10 protein-coding genes are annotated in these 15,023 nt (G+C 67.8%); 5 read left to right on the top strand and 5 right to left on the bottom strand.

Annotated elements, in window-relative coordinates; all coding sequences use genetic code 11:
• Positions 1–26 precede the first annotated feature (26 nt).
• Complete coding sequence (locus tag ACZ75I_RS06000) at positions 27–476, bottom strand: winged helix-turn-helix transcriptional regulator (protein ID WP_134967858.1); 450 nt, start codon at positions 474–476, stop codon at positions 27–29.
• Positions 477–551: 75 nt separating this feature from the next.
• Between ACZ75I_RS06000 and ACZ75I_RS06005 the strand changes: the two genes are divergently transcribed.
• The gene (locus tag ACZ75I_RS06005; RefSeq protein ID WP_472958816.1) at positions 552–1,769 is read left to right on the top strand and encodes an MFS transporter; all 1,218 of its coding nucleotides are present in this window, start codon (positions 552–554) and stop codon (positions 1,767–1,769) included.
• A 101-nt stretch (positions 1,770–1,870) separates the two neighbouring features.
• On the opposite strand, the gene ACZ75I_RS06010 is transcribed toward ACZ75I_RS06005, so the two are convergent.
• Entirely contained in the window at positions 1,871–3,286 is a 1,416-nt protein-coding gene (locus tag ACZ75I_RS06010) for a diguanylate cyclase (protein ID WP_180869305.1), read from the bottom strand.
• A 286-nt stretch (positions 3,287–3,572) separates the two neighbouring features.
• On the opposite strand from ACZ75I_RS06010, the gene ACZ75I_RS06015 reads away from it, so the two are divergent.
• Both ACZ75I_RS06015 and ACZ75I_RS06020 read left to right on the top strand, forming a co-directional pair.
• Positions 3,573–5,822: a TonB-dependent siderophore receptor gene (locus tag ACZ75I_RS06015; protein ID WP_180869303.1), complete on the top strand. Its 2,250-nt coding sequence runs from the start codon at positions 3,573–3,575 to the stop codon at positions 5,820–5,822.
• 140 nt (positions 5,823–5,962) lie between these two features.
• Positions 5,963–6,943, top strand: a complete 981-nt coding sequence (locus ACZ75I_RS06020; protein WP_472958817.1) for a cation diffusion facilitator family transporter — start codon at positions 5,963–5,965, stop codon at positions 6,941–6,943.
• A 38-nt stretch (positions 6,944–6,981) separates the two neighbouring features.
• Here the strand turns inward: ACZ75I_RS06020 and nfi are convergent, their stop codons facing one another.
• Entirely contained in the window at positions 6,982–7,656 is a 675-nt protein-coding gene (gene nfi, locus ACZ75I_RS06025; RefSeq protein WP_061479528.1) for a deoxyribonuclease V, read from the bottom strand.
• Positions 7,657–7,750: 94 nt separating this feature from the next.
• Between nfi and gpmA the strand changes: the two genes are divergently transcribed.
• A complete protein-coding gene (gene gpmA, locus ACZ75I_RS06030; protein WP_472958818.1) occupies positions 7,751–8,500 on the top strand; it encodes a 2,3-diphosphoglycerate-dependent phosphoglycerate mutase in 750 nt (249 codons plus the stop codon).
• Between the two features lie 209 nt (positions 8,501–8,709).
• Entirely contained in the window at positions 8,710–10,803 is a 2,094-nt protein-coding gene (locus ACZ75I_RS06035) for a M13 family metallopeptidase (protein WP_472958819.1), read from the top strand.
• A 68-nt stretch (positions 10,804–10,871) separates the two neighbouring features.
• On the opposite strand, the gene ACZ75I_RS06040 is transcribed toward ACZ75I_RS06035, so the two are convergent.
• Complete coding sequence (locus tag ACZ75I_RS06040) at positions 10,872–11,489, bottom strand: HD-GYP domain-containing protein (protein WP_061479525.1); 618 nt, start codon at positions 11,487–11,489, stop codon at positions 10,872–10,874.
• Positions 11,490–11,536: 47 nt separating this feature from the next.
• On the bottom strand, positions 11,537–15,001 hold the full coding sequence (gene mfd, locus ACZ75I_RS06045) for a transcription-repair coupling factor (protein ID WP_472958820.1): 3,465 nt from the start codon (positions 14,999–15,001) through the stop codon (positions 11,537–11,539).
• Between the last annotated feature and the right edge of the window lie 22 nt (positions 15,002–15,023).

Consider the following 15,023-nt stretch of genomic DNA (forward strand, 5'->3'; position numbering starts at 1 on the left):
GGTCGCGGTGTGCGCGAATGGGCGGGTCAGGCGCTGTGCCCGTCGTCCCTGAGCTTGCGCACACGGGTGGCGGCGGCCTGCAGGGGCCGACCGTCGCGCCCGCGCGGCTGCATGTACGGCAGCGGGCGACGTGTGCTCGATTCGATCAGCTGCGAATGGGCCTCACCGGCAGCGAAGCGATGGCGTTCGCCCCACTGGCGCAGCGCGACCAGCACCGGGAACAGCGCCTGGCCCGCGGCGGTGAGCACGTATTCCTGGTAGGCCGAGCCGTCGGAGGCCGGTTGCAGTTGCAGGATGCCGGCCTCGACCAGCCTGCGCAGGCGATCGCTGAGGATGTTGCGGGCGGCGCCCAGGCTGCGCTGGAAGTCGCCGAAGCGGCTGACGCCGTCGAAGGCATCGCGGATCACCAGCAGTGCCCAGCGATCACCGAGCAGGTCGGCGCTGCGGGCAACGGGGCAGGGGCTGTCTGCGTGCATGGCGGTCTCCGTCCTATGTGGTTGCAGTTTAAAACCAAAGTGGCTAGCCTGCATCTGGTTTCAATATGAAACCAGATGACGAATGCCATGCCGATTCCACGCCCCCTGCTGGTGCTGCTTGCGGTTGCCGCCGGCGCCAGCGTTGCCAACGTCTATTACGCGCAGCCGCTGCTGGATCAGCTTGCACACGCCTTCGCGCTGGAGCGGGCGGTTGCCGGCGCGGTGTTGGCCGCGACCCAGGCCGGCAGCGTGCTGGCATTGCTCGGGTTGCTGCCGCTGGCTGATCGCGGTGACCGACGGCACCTGCTGCGGCTGCAGCTGGCGGCACTGGTGGCAGCCCTGCTGTGGCTGGCAGCGGCACGCACGGCCGGTTGGCTGTTGTCGGGCATGCTGCTGGCCGGGCTGTTGGGCACGGCGCTGACCCAAGGCTTGATCGCCTACACGGCAGCGATGGCTCCGGCCGCGCAGCGCGGGCGCGTGGTGGGGGTGGTGCAGGGCGGGGTGTTCATCGGGTTGCTGCTGGCGCGCGTGCTGTCCGGCACGGTGGCGGCCATTGCCGGCTGGCAAGCCGTCTATCTGCTGTCGGCAGCGCTGATGGCGACCCTGGCCGCACTGCTGTGGCGGCGCCTGCCTGCTGTGCCGATACCCGTGGTGCCGCCGCGTTGGCGCGACCTGATCGGCTCGATGCTGGGCATGCTGCGCCGGGATCGAACGCTGCGCGAGCGCGGTCCACTGGCGTTGCTGCTGTTTGCCGGACTCAACGTGTTCTGGGCGGCGGCCCCCTTGCCGCTGTCGGCCCCACCGCTGCAGTGGTCCACTGCGGCCATCGGTGCGCTCGGCCTGGCCGGGGTGGCAGGTGCATTGATGGCGTCGCGGGTCGGGCACTGGATGGACCGCGGTTTTGCCGATCGGGTCAGTCTTGGCGCGCTGCTGTTGATGCTGGTCGCGTGGTGGCCGCTGCTGGGCCTGCCGCAGTCGCTGTCGTTGCTGCTGCTGGGCGTGATCGTGCTCGATCTGGGTGGGCAGGCGCTGCATGTCTCGAACCAGGCGCTGCTGCTGCGCGCGCCGGGCGAGCAGCATGGACGCCTGGTGGCGCTTTACATGCTCTTCTATGCGGTGGGCAGTGGTGCCGGTGCGGCTGCCGGGCCCTGGATGCAGGCCCGGCACGGCTGGCCTGCCGTGTGCCTGCTGGGCGCCGGCATCGCGCTGCTGGCGCTGCTGTGGTGGGCAGCGTGGCGGAGGCGGGCGGTGAAAGCAGCGGCTGGCGCGCGAATCGGTAGAGTCGACTGTTAGTCGACTGCTCCTCGTTCCGACGGCGAAAAGCTCCGCGCTGCGCGCGGTAGTCGACTAACAGTCGACTCTACCCGCCACCGGGATTTTTCATTTCCGCCAGCTCAGCGCTGCAACGCGCGCCGCCCCGGCGTTTCCTGCAGGTCCGCGCTGGCCACCACCACGCGGTTGCGGCCGCTGCGCTTGGCCTCGTACATCGCCGCGTCGGCACGTGCCATCAACCGCTCGTAGTCCGGGTGGCCATCATGGCCGGCCACGCCGATGCTGGCAGTCAGCGACAGAGCCTGGCCGTTGGCCAGTGCCACTGGCGACTGCGCGATCTGCCGGCGCAGGCTCTCGGCGATCACCGTGGCCTGTGACTCACTGGCGGCAACCAGCACCACCACGAACTCCTCGCCGCCGTAGCGGAACAGGTAGTCGCTGCCGCGGGTCAGCTGGCCGAGCAGGCCGGCGACGTGCTGCAACGCGCGGTCGCCGGCATCGTGGCCGTGGCCGTCGTTGATCGCCTTGAAGTGATCCAGGTCGAGCAGCAGCAGCGAGAACGGCGTGCGGTTGCGCGTGGCCAGCTCGATCTCCCTGCGCAGCACGGTAGGCAGGAAGCGGCGGTTGAGCAGGTTGGTCAGGGCATCGCTGCCGGCATCCAGTTCACCGATGCGTTCGAACAACAGCGTCATCAGGGTACGGATGGCGGCCAGGTCCTCGCGGATGGCCGGCAGCACCGCCAGTCGTTGCGCCGGGGTGTCATGGCTTGCCCGCTGCAGGTTGCCGTCGATGCGGGCCATCAGTTGGCCGACCTGCTGGGTTTCGCTGCTCTCGCCGAAGCTGGGGATGCCCTTGTGGGTGAACCACAGGCCGAATTCCGAGGTCGCCAGGCTGGCGCTTTCGCTGGCCTGCACGTGGCCGGCGAGTGCGTACAGCAGGGCGTTCTCCCAGTCCAGCAGCAGTGCACGCTGGCGCTCGCGTTCAGTACCGACATTCTGCACCAGCGAGAACAGCCGATAGGCAGCATCGGCACGGGTGGAGCGCTCGCGTGCATGGGTGTAGGCCAGGGCCATGCCTTCCATGGCGATGTCCATGATCGCGCTGAGGCAGTCGATGGCGGCGAACGCGGTGGCGCTGTCGGGCGCGTCGTCGCGCAGGCGCACGAACAGCTCGTGCTTGAGTACGCGCGCGCCGCGGGTGACCAGGTCGACCGGAATGCCGACCCGGGCATGCACATCACCGATCACGCGTTGCGAGGCAACGGTGGCGGCAATGCCGTCGGCATCAGTGGTCAGCAGCTGCACCAGCCAGCGCTGCATGGCCGGTTGCAGGCGTTGCTTGACCTGATCGTGGGACAGGAAGCGGCGTGCACGCCCGTCCTGCAACAGCACTTCGTAGAAGCGTTGGGCCAGCGCCGGCGGGGCATCGGTTGCGGCGGCGTGCAGCAGCGCGGTGGCGGCCGGGCCGGCCTGTTGCAGGCAGTGCTGCCAGGCCTCGGCCAGCGGCTGGCTGGCATCGTCCAGTTGGGGTGGTTCCACGTCGATCTCTGACTGCGTACGGCAAACCACGGGTATCGGCCGCGGTGGCGTGCGGTTGATGGTGGGCAAGCCGGCCAGTTTAAGCGCGATGCAGGGTCGTCCGGCACGCAGGCCACATCACGCCTGCGGTATCAATGAGCGAACGCATTTGAGAATCACTCGCATTGATGGGAGAATGCGCGCACGGATCGGGCCGCAGGCGACTGCAGCGACGCTCCGCCTCCCCCTCGTCGTTGCCTCAAGCCCTTTGCCAGAGGCCCCGTTGCCCTGCCAGAAGGTCCAGATCATGTCTCCTGCCGTTGTCCTCTCGCCGCGCCCGCTGGCGCTCGCCGTTGCCGCCCTGCTGGCGGGCAGCGCCCTGACCGCCCAGGCTGAAGCCGACGCCACCGATATCGACACGGTGCACGTCACCGCCTCGCAGATTGCCCGCCAGGCGTTGGGTACCTCGACCATCACCGCCGAGGACATCGCCAGGCGCCCACCGGCCAACGACATCGCCGAACTGCTGCGCACCATGCCGGGCGTCAACCTCACCGGCAACAGCGCCTCGGGCCAGTACGGCAACAACCGCCAGATCGACCTGCGCGGCATGGGCCCGGAAAACACCCTGATCCTGGTTGACGGCAAGCGCATCGGTGCGCGCGATGCCGTGCGCATGGGCCGCAGTGGCGAGCGCAACACGCGCGGCGACACCAACTGGGTGCCGGCGGAGATGATCGAGCGCATCGAAGTGCTGCGCGGACCGGCGGCGGCGCGCTATGGCTCCGGTGCGTCCGGCGGCGTGGTCAACATCATCACCAAGCGCCCGACCGGCGACCTGACCGGTGCCGTCGACCTGTACGGGCTGGTGCCCGAACACAGCGCCGAAGGTGGCAGCGAGCGCGTCGGCCTGCAGCTGAGTGGGCCGATGACCGACACGCTGTCGTTCCGCCTGTACGGCAACCTCAACAAGACCGACGCCGATTCACTCGATCTCAACCGCCGGTACGCCACCCAGCCGAACGCAGTGCCACCGGCTGGCCGCGAGGGCGTCAAGAACCGCGACATCAACGCGCTGCTGCGCTGGGACGTGACCGCCGACCAGGTGGTCGAGTTCGAGGCCGGCACCAGCCGCCAGGGCAACATCTATGCTGGTGACCGCGCGGTCAGCACCACCGGCACTTCGACCGGCATCGATCTGGCCGCGCTGGCTGACGGCAAGGCGGAAACCAACCGCATGTACCGCAACACCGGCGCGATCACCCATCGTGGCCGCTGGGGCGATGTGACCTCGCGGGTGACCGCCGCGGTGGAGGCGGTGAACAACTCACGCATCAATGAAGGCCTGGCCGGTGGCCCGGAGGGCAGCTTCAACGGCACCGACTGGTCGACCTCGCGCCTGCGCAACTACCAGCTGGATGGCGAAGTGAGCTTCCCGACCACGCTGGGCGGCGCCGAGAACATCTGGACGCTGGGCTTTGAATACCTGGACAGCCGCCTGACCGACCCGTACTCGATGAGCCAGTCCAGCAGCAGCGGCGGTGGCATCCCGGGGCTGTCGGCCGATCGTGCGCGCGGCAAGGCCGATGCGCAGACCACGGCGGTGTTCGTGGAAGACAACATCTACCTGGGCGAGCGCTGGATCGTTACCCCGGGCCTGCGCTTCGACCACCACAGCCAGTTCGGCAACAACACCAGCCCCAGCCTCAACGCGCAGTTCCGCATCAGCAGCGACTGGGTGGTGAAGGGCGGCATTGCCCGCGCGTTCAAGGCGCCGAACCTGTATCAGTCCAATCCCGACTATCTCTACTACACCCGCGGCAACGGCTGCCCCAATGCGCTGCCGAGCCTGGGCGCCGGTTGCTACATGCGCGGCAACGCGGACCTGAAGGCGGAAACCAGCCTGAACAAGGAACTGGGCATCGAGTGGGCACCGCAGAGCGGCTGGCAGGCGTCGTTGACCTACTTCCACAACGATTACAAGGACAAGATCCAGGCCGGCTACACCCAGATCGGGCTGACCGCCGACACCAAGGGCCGCATCTTCCGCTGGGAGAACGCGCCGAAGGCGATCGTGCAGGGGCTGGAAGGCAACCTGGTCATTCCGCTGCTGGGCGAGCAGGGCAACCGCCTGAAGTGGAGCAACAACTTCACCTACATGGTGGAAAACGAGAACAAGACCACGCACCAGCCGTTGTCGGTGATTCCGAAGTACACGATCAACACCATGCTGGACTGGCAAGCCACCGACAGGCTGTCCGTGCTGCTGACCGGCACCTTCTACGGCAAGCAGGAACCGGCCACGACCAACATCAACAACGACCCGCGCTGCACCGGCAGCTGCGATGCATCGATCGCGCTGCAGGATCGTGGCGCGTACAACATCTGGGGCGTGAGCGCGCGCTACAAGGTGACCGAGACGGTCAGCTTCGGCTTCGGCGTGAACAACCTGGCCGACAAGCGCCTGTTCCGCGAGGCCAACAGCAGCGATGCCGGTGCGGCGACCTACAACGAACCGGGCCGGGCCTACTGGGCCAGCCTTCGCTTCGGCTTCTGACCGCAGGCCGGCGTCGGTCTGCAGCCCTCGCCGGGCCATGCCCGACGAGGGCTCGTGTGGCCTGCAATGTTATAAACATCGTAATAGTCTCCCCCGCCAGCACGGCGTAGCCTGCACCGCATCGCAAAGGAGCTGTTGCCATGGGCCACGACCACGATCACCTGCCATCCCAGATCCGCCACGAGAAACCCTTGTGGTGGGCACTCGGCCTGACCACCACCTTCCTCGTCGTCGAAGTGGTGGGCGCGTTCTGGACCAACAGCCTGGCGCTGTTGTCCGACGCCGCGCACATGGCCACCGATGCGCTGGCGCTGATGATCGCGCTGGTCGCGGTACGGTTGAGCCGGCGCCCGCCGGATGCGCGCCGCACCTACGGCTATGCACGGCTGGAAGCGTTGGGCGCGATGATCAACGGTGCCATGCTGTTCGTGGTCGCCGCCTACATCCTGTGGGAGGCGGTCGGCCGCTTCCGCCAGCCGCAGGAGATCGCCTCCTCCGGCATGCTGGTGATCGCGGCTGCGGGCCTGGTCATCAACCTGATCTCGATGCGCCTGCTGCAGGCGGGCAGTGGCGAGAGCCTCAACGTGAAGGGCGCCTACCTGGAAGTGTGGGCCGACATGCTCGGCTCGGTGGCTGTGATTGCGGGCGCATTGTTGATCAAGTGGACCGGATGGAAACCGATCGACCCGATCCTGGCCGTGCTGATCGGCCTGTGGGTGCTGCCGCGTACCTACGTGCTGATGCGTGAAGCGATCAACGTGCTGCTGGAAGGCGTGCCCAAGGGCATGGACGTGGACAGGGTGCGCGACAGCCTGTCCGGCCACGCCGCAGTCCTGGACGTGCATGACCTGCACGTGTGGGCGCTGGCTTCCAGCACCCCGGCGCTGACCGCGCACATCGTGATGCGCGAGGGCACCGATGCCGATGCGCTGCGCCGTGAGCTGGGCGGACGCCTGCATGATGACTTCGGTATCGAGCACGTGACACTGCAGATCGAAGCGGACCACTGCGGCGAAGCCTGTGGCGGGCCGGCGCCGGCCAAGGGCGGCGGACACGAGGGCCATGAAGGCCACGACCACGGCGAGGACGTGCAGGGCCATCGTGGCCATGTGCATCGTTGATCGAAGATGACGCGCGCGCCGGGAGACGCCCGGCGCAGCTATTCGTCCCGCCGCGAGGCCAGCCGATCCGCCAGCCGGGTTGGCTCCGGCAGCCGATAGCCACGCAGGGTGTGCTGCACCCAGCCCAGCGCGGTATCGGCACTGATCCGATGGCCACCGGCCACGAACAGCGGCTTGCAGCGCACCTTGCTGCGCAGCACCCAGCCCAGCTGCTCATCGCCGTCCAGCAGTGGTGTATGCGCGCCGGCCTCGGCGCCCGGTTCGACGAACCTTCCCACCAGTTTCGATTTCGCCACGCCGATGCTCGGCAGGTCGGTGACCACGCCCAGATGCGCGGCCACGCCCAGCCTGCGCGGATGGCTGATGCCGTGGCCATCGACGAACACCACGTCCGGTGCCCGCGGCAGCAGCGCCAGCGCGGCCAGCAGCGCCGGCAGCTCGCGGAAGCTGAGCAGGCCGGGGATATAGGGCATCACCGTGGGGATGCGCGCGATCTCCTGCGCCACGGGCTGCAGCGTCCTTGCATCCAGCAGCACCGCCGCGGCGCGGGTAATGGCACCGTTGTCCTCGAAGCCGACGTCCAGCCCGGCCAGCCAGCGCACGTCACGGGGCAGGCGGTCCTGGCGTTCCACGCGGGCGGCCAGTTGCAGCTGTTGCGCGCGGGCAGCGGTGACGCTGCCTTCCCAGCGCCCGGGGTCGATCACCGTATTCATTGGCTGCAGCATCGCATGCGCGGCGCCACGGCACGGTGAGCGGCGACCGGGGCTACAATGGCGGCCTGCCTTTCCTCGCGTTGGAGACCCTGCAGTGACCCGTAAACTCGTACTGTTGCGCCATGGCCAGAGCCAGTGGAACCTGGACAACCGCTTCACCGGCTGGGTCGATGTCGACCTGACCGAGCAGGGGCGCCGGGAAGCGGCTGCCGCCGGTCGCCTGATGCGCGAGGAAGGCCTGCAGTTCGACGCCGCCCATACCTCCGTGCTGAAGCGCGCCATCCACACCCTGCAGGGTGCGCTGGCCGAGCTGGAGCAGGACTGGCTGCCGGTGAACAAGTCCTGGCGCCTCAACGAGCGCCATTACGGCGGCCTGCAGGGCCTGGACAAGGCCGAGACCGCTGCCAAGCACGGCGAAGAGCAGGTCAAGGTGTGGCGTCGTTCGTACGACATCCCGCCGCCGCCGATGGACCTGGAAGATCCGGGCCACCCGATCCATGACCGCCGTTACGCCGGGCTGGACCGCAACGCGCTGCCGGGCACCGAATCGCTGGCCACCACCCTGGACCGCGTGCTGCCGTACTGGCACGACGCCATCGCGCCGCAGCTGAAGGACGGCAAGACCGTGCTGGTCACCGCCCACGGCAACTCGCTGCGTGCGTTGTACAAGTACCTCAACAACGTCTCGCGCGAGGAAATCCTCGAGCTGAACATCCCGACCGGCATCCCGCTGCTGTTCGAACTGAACGACGACCTGACCGTGCAGTCGTTCCGCTACCTGGGCGACCCTGAAGCGGCGCGCAAGGCCGCCGAAGCCGTAGCCAACCAGGGCAAGGCGAAATAAGAAACAGAAGGCCGGCGCAAGCCGGCCTTCGCTTTTGTAGAGCCGAGCCCACGCTCGGCTGCTTTGGGCTTTTGCCGCAGGAAGCATGAACCCGGAACGGAGAGCAGTCGAGCATGGCTCGACTCTACAGAAGGACGCTCTGTGACCTTTGGCCGGTCCCCAACCTCACGCCCCCGGCTACCCTGTGAAATTACCCGCAGGAGAGCCTCATGAACGTCCGCAACCTGGTCCCGCTGGGCCTGACCATCGCCATCGCTGCCTCGCTGGCCGCCTGTGGCAAGAACGAAACCGCGCCGGCGGCCAGTGCCGACGCCAAGCCGGCCTTCGACCTGTCGCAGATCAAGACGCCGCTGATCTCGCTCAACAGCGCCGACCTCGATCCGGCCATTTCGGCCTGTACCGACCTCAATGGCTTCGTCAACAGCAAGTGGCTGAAGGCCAACCCGGTGCCGGGCGACCAGACCACCTGGGGCAGCTTCGAGATCCTGCGCGAGCGCTCGCTGGAAGTGCAGCACGCGCTGGTGCAGCAGGCCGCCGCCAGCCAGGCCAAGGCCGGCTCGGTGGAAGCCAAGATCGGTGACATCTGGAAGACCGGCAACGACGAGGCCAAGATCGAAGCCACCGGCCTGGCGCCGCTGCAGCCGCAGCTGGACAAGATCACCGCGCTGAACGACACCGCCGCCATCACCCAGTACCTGCGCGACAGCCAGGCCGAAGGCAAGGGCGTGTTGTTCTCGCTGTTCGCCAATGCCGACTACAAGGATTCGGCCAACGTCATCGCCTATGTCGGCCAGGGCGGCCTGGGCCTGCCGGAGAAGGGCTATTACTTCGACGATGCGCAGGCCAAGATCCGCGACGCCTACGTGGCCTACATCGCACAGGTGCTGACCCTGTCCGGCGTGGACGCGGCGCAGGCCGCCGAGCAGGCCAAGGCCGTGATGGCCTTCGAAACCCGCCTGGCCAAGGCCTCGATGTCGCGCATCGAAATGCGTGACCCGGCCAAGCGCTACAACCCGCTCAGCGCCGCCGACGCCGACAGGCTGACCCCGAACTTCAGCTGGACCGCGCTGTTCGACACCCTGAAGGTACCGGCCGCGCAGAAGTTCTCGCTGGCCCAGCCGGGCTTCTTCGGTGAAATGGACAAGATGCTCGCCGACGTGCCGGCCAGCACCTGGCAGGCCTACCTGCGCTTCCACACCATCGACGATGCCGCGCCGTACCTGAGCAGCCAGTTCGAGAAGGCCAACTTCGATTTCTACGGCACCACCCTGCGTGGCCAGAAGGAAATGCAGCCGCGCTGGAAGCGCGTGCTGGAGTCGGTCAACGGTGGCATGGGCGAAGCCCTGGGCCAGCTGTACGTCGACGCCGTGTTCCCGGCCGAGTCGAAGGTGGCCATGCAGCACCTGGTGGAGAACCTGTCGCAGGCATTGAAGGCGCGCCTGGAGCAGCTGCCGTGGATGGGCGAGGAAACCAGGAAGAAGGCACTGGAAAAGTGGGCCAGCTTCACCCCGAAGATCGGCTACCCGGACAAGTGGCGTGACTGGTCGGGCCTGCAGACCAACGGCGACAGCTACCTGGGCAACATGCAGGCAGCACGCGCGTTCAACTACCGCTACATGCTGGACAAGATCGGCAAGCCGGTGGACAAGACCGAGTGGGGCATGACGCCGCAGACCGTCAATGCGTACTACAACGCCACCAAGAACGAGATCGTGTTCCCGGCGGCGATCCTGCAGGCGCCGTTCTTCGACGCCAAGGCCGATCCGGCGCTGAACTACGGCGGCATCGGTGCGGTCATCGGCCACGAAATGATGCACGGCTACGACGACTCGGGCAGCCAGTTCGCCGCCAACGGCAACTTCGACAACTGGTGGACCGACGCCGACCGCAAGGCCTTCACCGAGCGTACCGACCAGCTGGTCGCCCAGTTCGACGGCTACGAGTCGGTGCCGGGCGTGTTCGTGAAGGGCAAGCTGACCCTGGGCGAGAACATCGGCGACCTGGGCGGCCTGACCGTGGCCTATGACGCGCTGCAGATGGCGCTGAAGGAAGACCCGAAGGCGAACGTCGAGGTTGACGGCCACAGCCAGGACCAGCGTTTCTTCATGAACTGGGCCACCGTGTGGCGCCGCAACTTCACCGATGGTGAGCTGCGCGTGCGCCTGAACACCGATCCGCACGCGCCGGCCAACTTCCGTGCCAACGGTGCGCCGTCGAACATGCCCTCGTTCGCCGCTGCATTCCAGTGCAAGGCGGGTGATGCGATGGTGCGCGCCGACGACAAGCGTGTGGTGATCTGGTGATCGATCACCCGTGATGCGAGAAGCGAAAGGCCCGGCGAACGCCGGGCCTTTCGTTTGCCCGGCCGATCTCAGGCCAGCGCCGGTTCCCGCTCCAGCATGCGATGGAAGCGTTGCAGCACGTACGGATCCACCAGCCCGCCGGCCTGCTCGTCGATGATCCGCAATGCGGCCTCATGCTCCATCGCGTCGCGATACGGGCGCACGCTGGTCATCGCATCGTAGGCATCGGCGATGGTGACGATGCGCGCGCCCAGCGGGATGGATTCGCCGCGCAGCCCATCGGGGTAGCCGCTGCCATCGAAGGCCTCGTGATGGGCGCGGATCAGCCGCGCCACCGGCAAGGCGTCGCTGCGGCCGGTGGCCAGGAAGATGTGTTCGCCGCGTACCGGATGCTCGCGCATGATCGCGCGCTCCTCGTCGGTATGCCGGCGGGGTGCCAGCAGCACGTCATCGGGTATGCCGATCTTTCCGATGTCATGGAAGCGCGCGGCCAGGCCGATCTGCGCACGGGCCTCGTCATCAAGATCGCAGTGCGTGGCCAGGCGCTGCGCGAGCAGGCCAACGCGGTCGCAGTGGTGGCGGGTGTAGGCGTCGCGCATCTGCAGCGACATCGAGAGGGCATCGATCAGGCAGGCCTGCGCGTGCAGCAGGTCGGGGGCGGGTACGGCGTCAGGGAACATGGTCATCCGCCCGCACCGGGTGGGGACCGGTGCGGGGTGTTCGGGGGGGGCGATCAACCCGGGGCGAGGGTGGTCAGAAGGGCGCGGGCCGCATTGAAGCGGTCTTCCGGCAACGGCAGCGGGTGCTTGATGCGCAGCTTGTCGGGCCCTTCCATGGCATAGAGGTTCGGTTGTTTCTGGATCAGCTGGATCACCGCCATCGGATCGATGTTCGGCTTGGACTCGAACACGATGCGGCCGCCGTTCTCGCCCAGGTCGAGCTTGCGGATGCCCAGCGTATTGGCTTTCAGCTTCAGCTCGGCGATGGCGAACAGGTGCTTGGCTGCATCCGGCAGCAGGCCGAAGCGGTCGATCATCTCCACCTGCAGTTCGCGCAGCGCATCGCTGTCGCGCGCGCTGGAAATGCGCTTGTACAGGGTCAGGCGGGTGTGCACGTCCGGCAGGTAGTCTTCCGGGATCAGCGCCGGCACATGCAGCTCGACCTCGGCGCCGCGCACTTCCTCACCGGCATCCAGGTCGGGCAGCTTGCCCTGCTTGATGCTGCGTACCGCGCGTTCCAGCAGCTCCGTATACAGGCTGAAGCCGACCTCGGCCATCTGCCCGCTCTGGTCCTCGCCAAGCAGTTCACCGGCGCCGCGGATTTCCAGATCGTGGGTGGCCAGGGTGAAGCCGGCGCCCAGCTCGTCCATCGAGGCGATCGCTTCCAGGCGCTTCTCGGCGTCGGGGGTGATCGCGCGACGGTCGGGGGTGATCAGGTAGGCGTAGGCACGGTGGTGCGAACGGCCGACGCGGCCACGCAGCTGGTGCAGCTGGGCCAGGCCGAAACGGTCGGCACGGTTGATGATGATGGTGTTGGCGTTGGGGATGTCGATGCCCGATTCGATGATCGTGGTCGACAGCAGCACGTTGAAGCGCTGCTTCTGGAAATCCAGCATCACCTTTTCCAGTTCGCGCTCGGGCATCTGCCCGTGGGCGATGCCGATGCGTGCCTCCGGCACCAGCTCGGACAGCTCGCGCTGCATGCGGCCGATGCTCTCCACATCGTTGTGCAGGAAGTACAGCTGGCCACCGCGCGCCAGTTCGCGCTGGAAGGCTTCGCGCAGCAGCGCGTTGTCCCACTGGGTGATGAAGGTCTGCACCGCCAGCCGGTTCGGCGGTGGCGTGGCGATGATCGACAGGTCACGCAGGCCGGCCATGGCCATGTTCAAGGTGCGCGGGATCGGCGTGGCGGTCAGGGTCAGCAGGTGCACATTGGCGCGCAGCGCCTTCAGCGCCTCCTTCTGGCGCACGCCGAATCGCTGCTCCTCGTCGACGATGACCATGCCCAGGTCCTTGAACTTCACGTCCGGCTGCAGCAGGCGATGGGTGCCGACGATGACGTCGATGGTGCCAGCGGCCACCTTCTCCAGTTCGGCCTTGATTTCCTTGCTGGTCTTGAAGCGCGACAGCACTTCGACCTTCAGCGGGTAATCGGCGAAACGGTCGCGGAAGTTGCGGTAATGCTGCTCGGCCAGCAGCGTGGTCGGCACCAGCACCGCCACCTGCTTGCCGGCACTGGCCGCAGCAAATGCAGCGCGCACCGCCACCTCGGTCTTGCCGAAGCCGACGTCGCCGCAGACCACGCGGTCCATCGGCTGGCTGCTGGCCAGGTCGCGCAGGGTGGCATCGATCGCAGCCAGCTGGTCGGGGGTTTCCTCGAACGGGAAACCGGCGGCGAACGGCTCGTACATCGCGCGGTCCACCTGCAGTGCCAGGCCGGCACGCGCCTGGCGGCGGGCCTGGATCTCCAGCAGTTCGGCGGCCACGTCGCGCACCTTCTCGGCGGCCTTGCGCTTGGCCTTGCTCCACTGCTCGCCACCGAGCGAATGCAGTGGCGCTGTCTCCGCCGAAGCGCCGGAGTAGCGGCTGATCAGGTGCAGCTGGGCGACCGGTACATACAGGCGGTCGCCCTTGGCATATTCGATCTCGAGGAACTCGCCGGGCATGCCGCCGACGTCCATCGCGATCAGGCCACGGTAGCGGCCGACGCCATGGTCCTCGTGCACGATCGGCGCACCCTCGGTCAGCTCGCCGAGGTCGCGGATGATCGCTTCCGGCTCGCGGCCGGCGCGGCGCGTACGCCGGGTGCTGCCGGCGCGCTCGGGGAACAGCTGGCGCTCGGTCAGCACCGCGATGCGCGGATCGTCCAGCGCGAAGCCATCTTCCAGCGGCGCCACCGCGATCGCGAAGCGCGCATCGCTAGCGAGGAAACTGGGCAGGTCGGCCACCACCGGCGGCTTCAGCTCGGCGGCCTGCAGCACTTCCAGCAGTGCCTCGCGGCGGCCGGGCGAATCGGCGGCGATCAGTACCCGGCCCGGATAATGGCCGAGGAAGGATTTCAGCGCATCGCCGGGGGGGGCTTCGCGTGCGGCCACCGGCAGCGGGGGCAGCGGCTGGTCACCCAGCGCGTGCGCGTCGGCGATGCGTGCGTGGTCGGCGGCCCATACCTCGATGCGCGGGGCATCATTCAGGCGCTCTCGCAGTAGCTCCGGCGACAGGTACAGCGCCGACGGCGGCAGCAGCGGCCGTTCCACATCGTGGCGGCGCTGCTCATAACGCTCGCCGGTCTGCGCCCAGAACGCCTCGGCGGCTTCGCCGGCACCGGCATAGACCACCGGCAGGCTGCCGCTGGGCAGGTAGTCGAACAGGGTTGCGGTGCGCTCGAAGAACAGCGGCAGGTAGTACTCGACGCCGGCCGGCGCCAGCCCGGATTTCAGATCCTGGTACAGCGCGCTGCGCCGGGTATCGACATCGAAGCGCTCGCGCAGCGTGGCCAGCACGCGGGCGATGCTGGCCTCGTCCATGGGCACTTCGCGGCCCGGCAGCATGTGCACGGCCTCGACCTTGTCCAGCGAACGCTGGCTTTCCGGGTCGAAGGCACGGATCGAATCGATGTCCTCGTCCAGCAGTTCCACCCGCAGCGGCTCGTCGGCGCCCATCGGGAACACGTCGAGCAGGCCGCCGCGCACGGCGAAGTCACCCGGGTCCATCACCTGCGGCACGTTGCGGTAGCCGGCGCTTTCCAGGCGGCGCTTCTCGGCTTCCAGATCCAGGCGCTGGCCGACCTTCAGGTCGAAGCTGCCACCAATCACGTAGCTGCGCGGGGCCAGCTGCTGCAGCAGGGTCTGCACCGGCACGATCACCAGGCCACGCTTCAGCGTGGGCAGGCGGTGCAGGGCAGCCAGGCGCTGCGAGATGATGTCCGGATGCGGGCTGAAGCGGTCGTAGGGCAGGGTTTCCCAGTCCGGGAAGGCGACCACCGGCAGGGCCGGGTCGCCACCGAGCAGGGTCTGCAGGTCGGCTTCGAGCTGGTTGGCGCCGTGGTTGTCACGGGCGATCACCAGCAGCGGAGCGTCGTGCACGCGCGCTGCCTGGGCCAGGTACCAGGCCAGTGCGGTGGGCGAGGCGGGGGCGCGCCACCAGGCGCGGAGCTGGCCGGCGCGCGGCAGCGGCGGGGCGGGGTATGAGGTACGCGACATGGACCCCGGATTTTAGCAGAAG

Source organism: Stenotrophomonas sp. X, assembly GCF_055721025.1.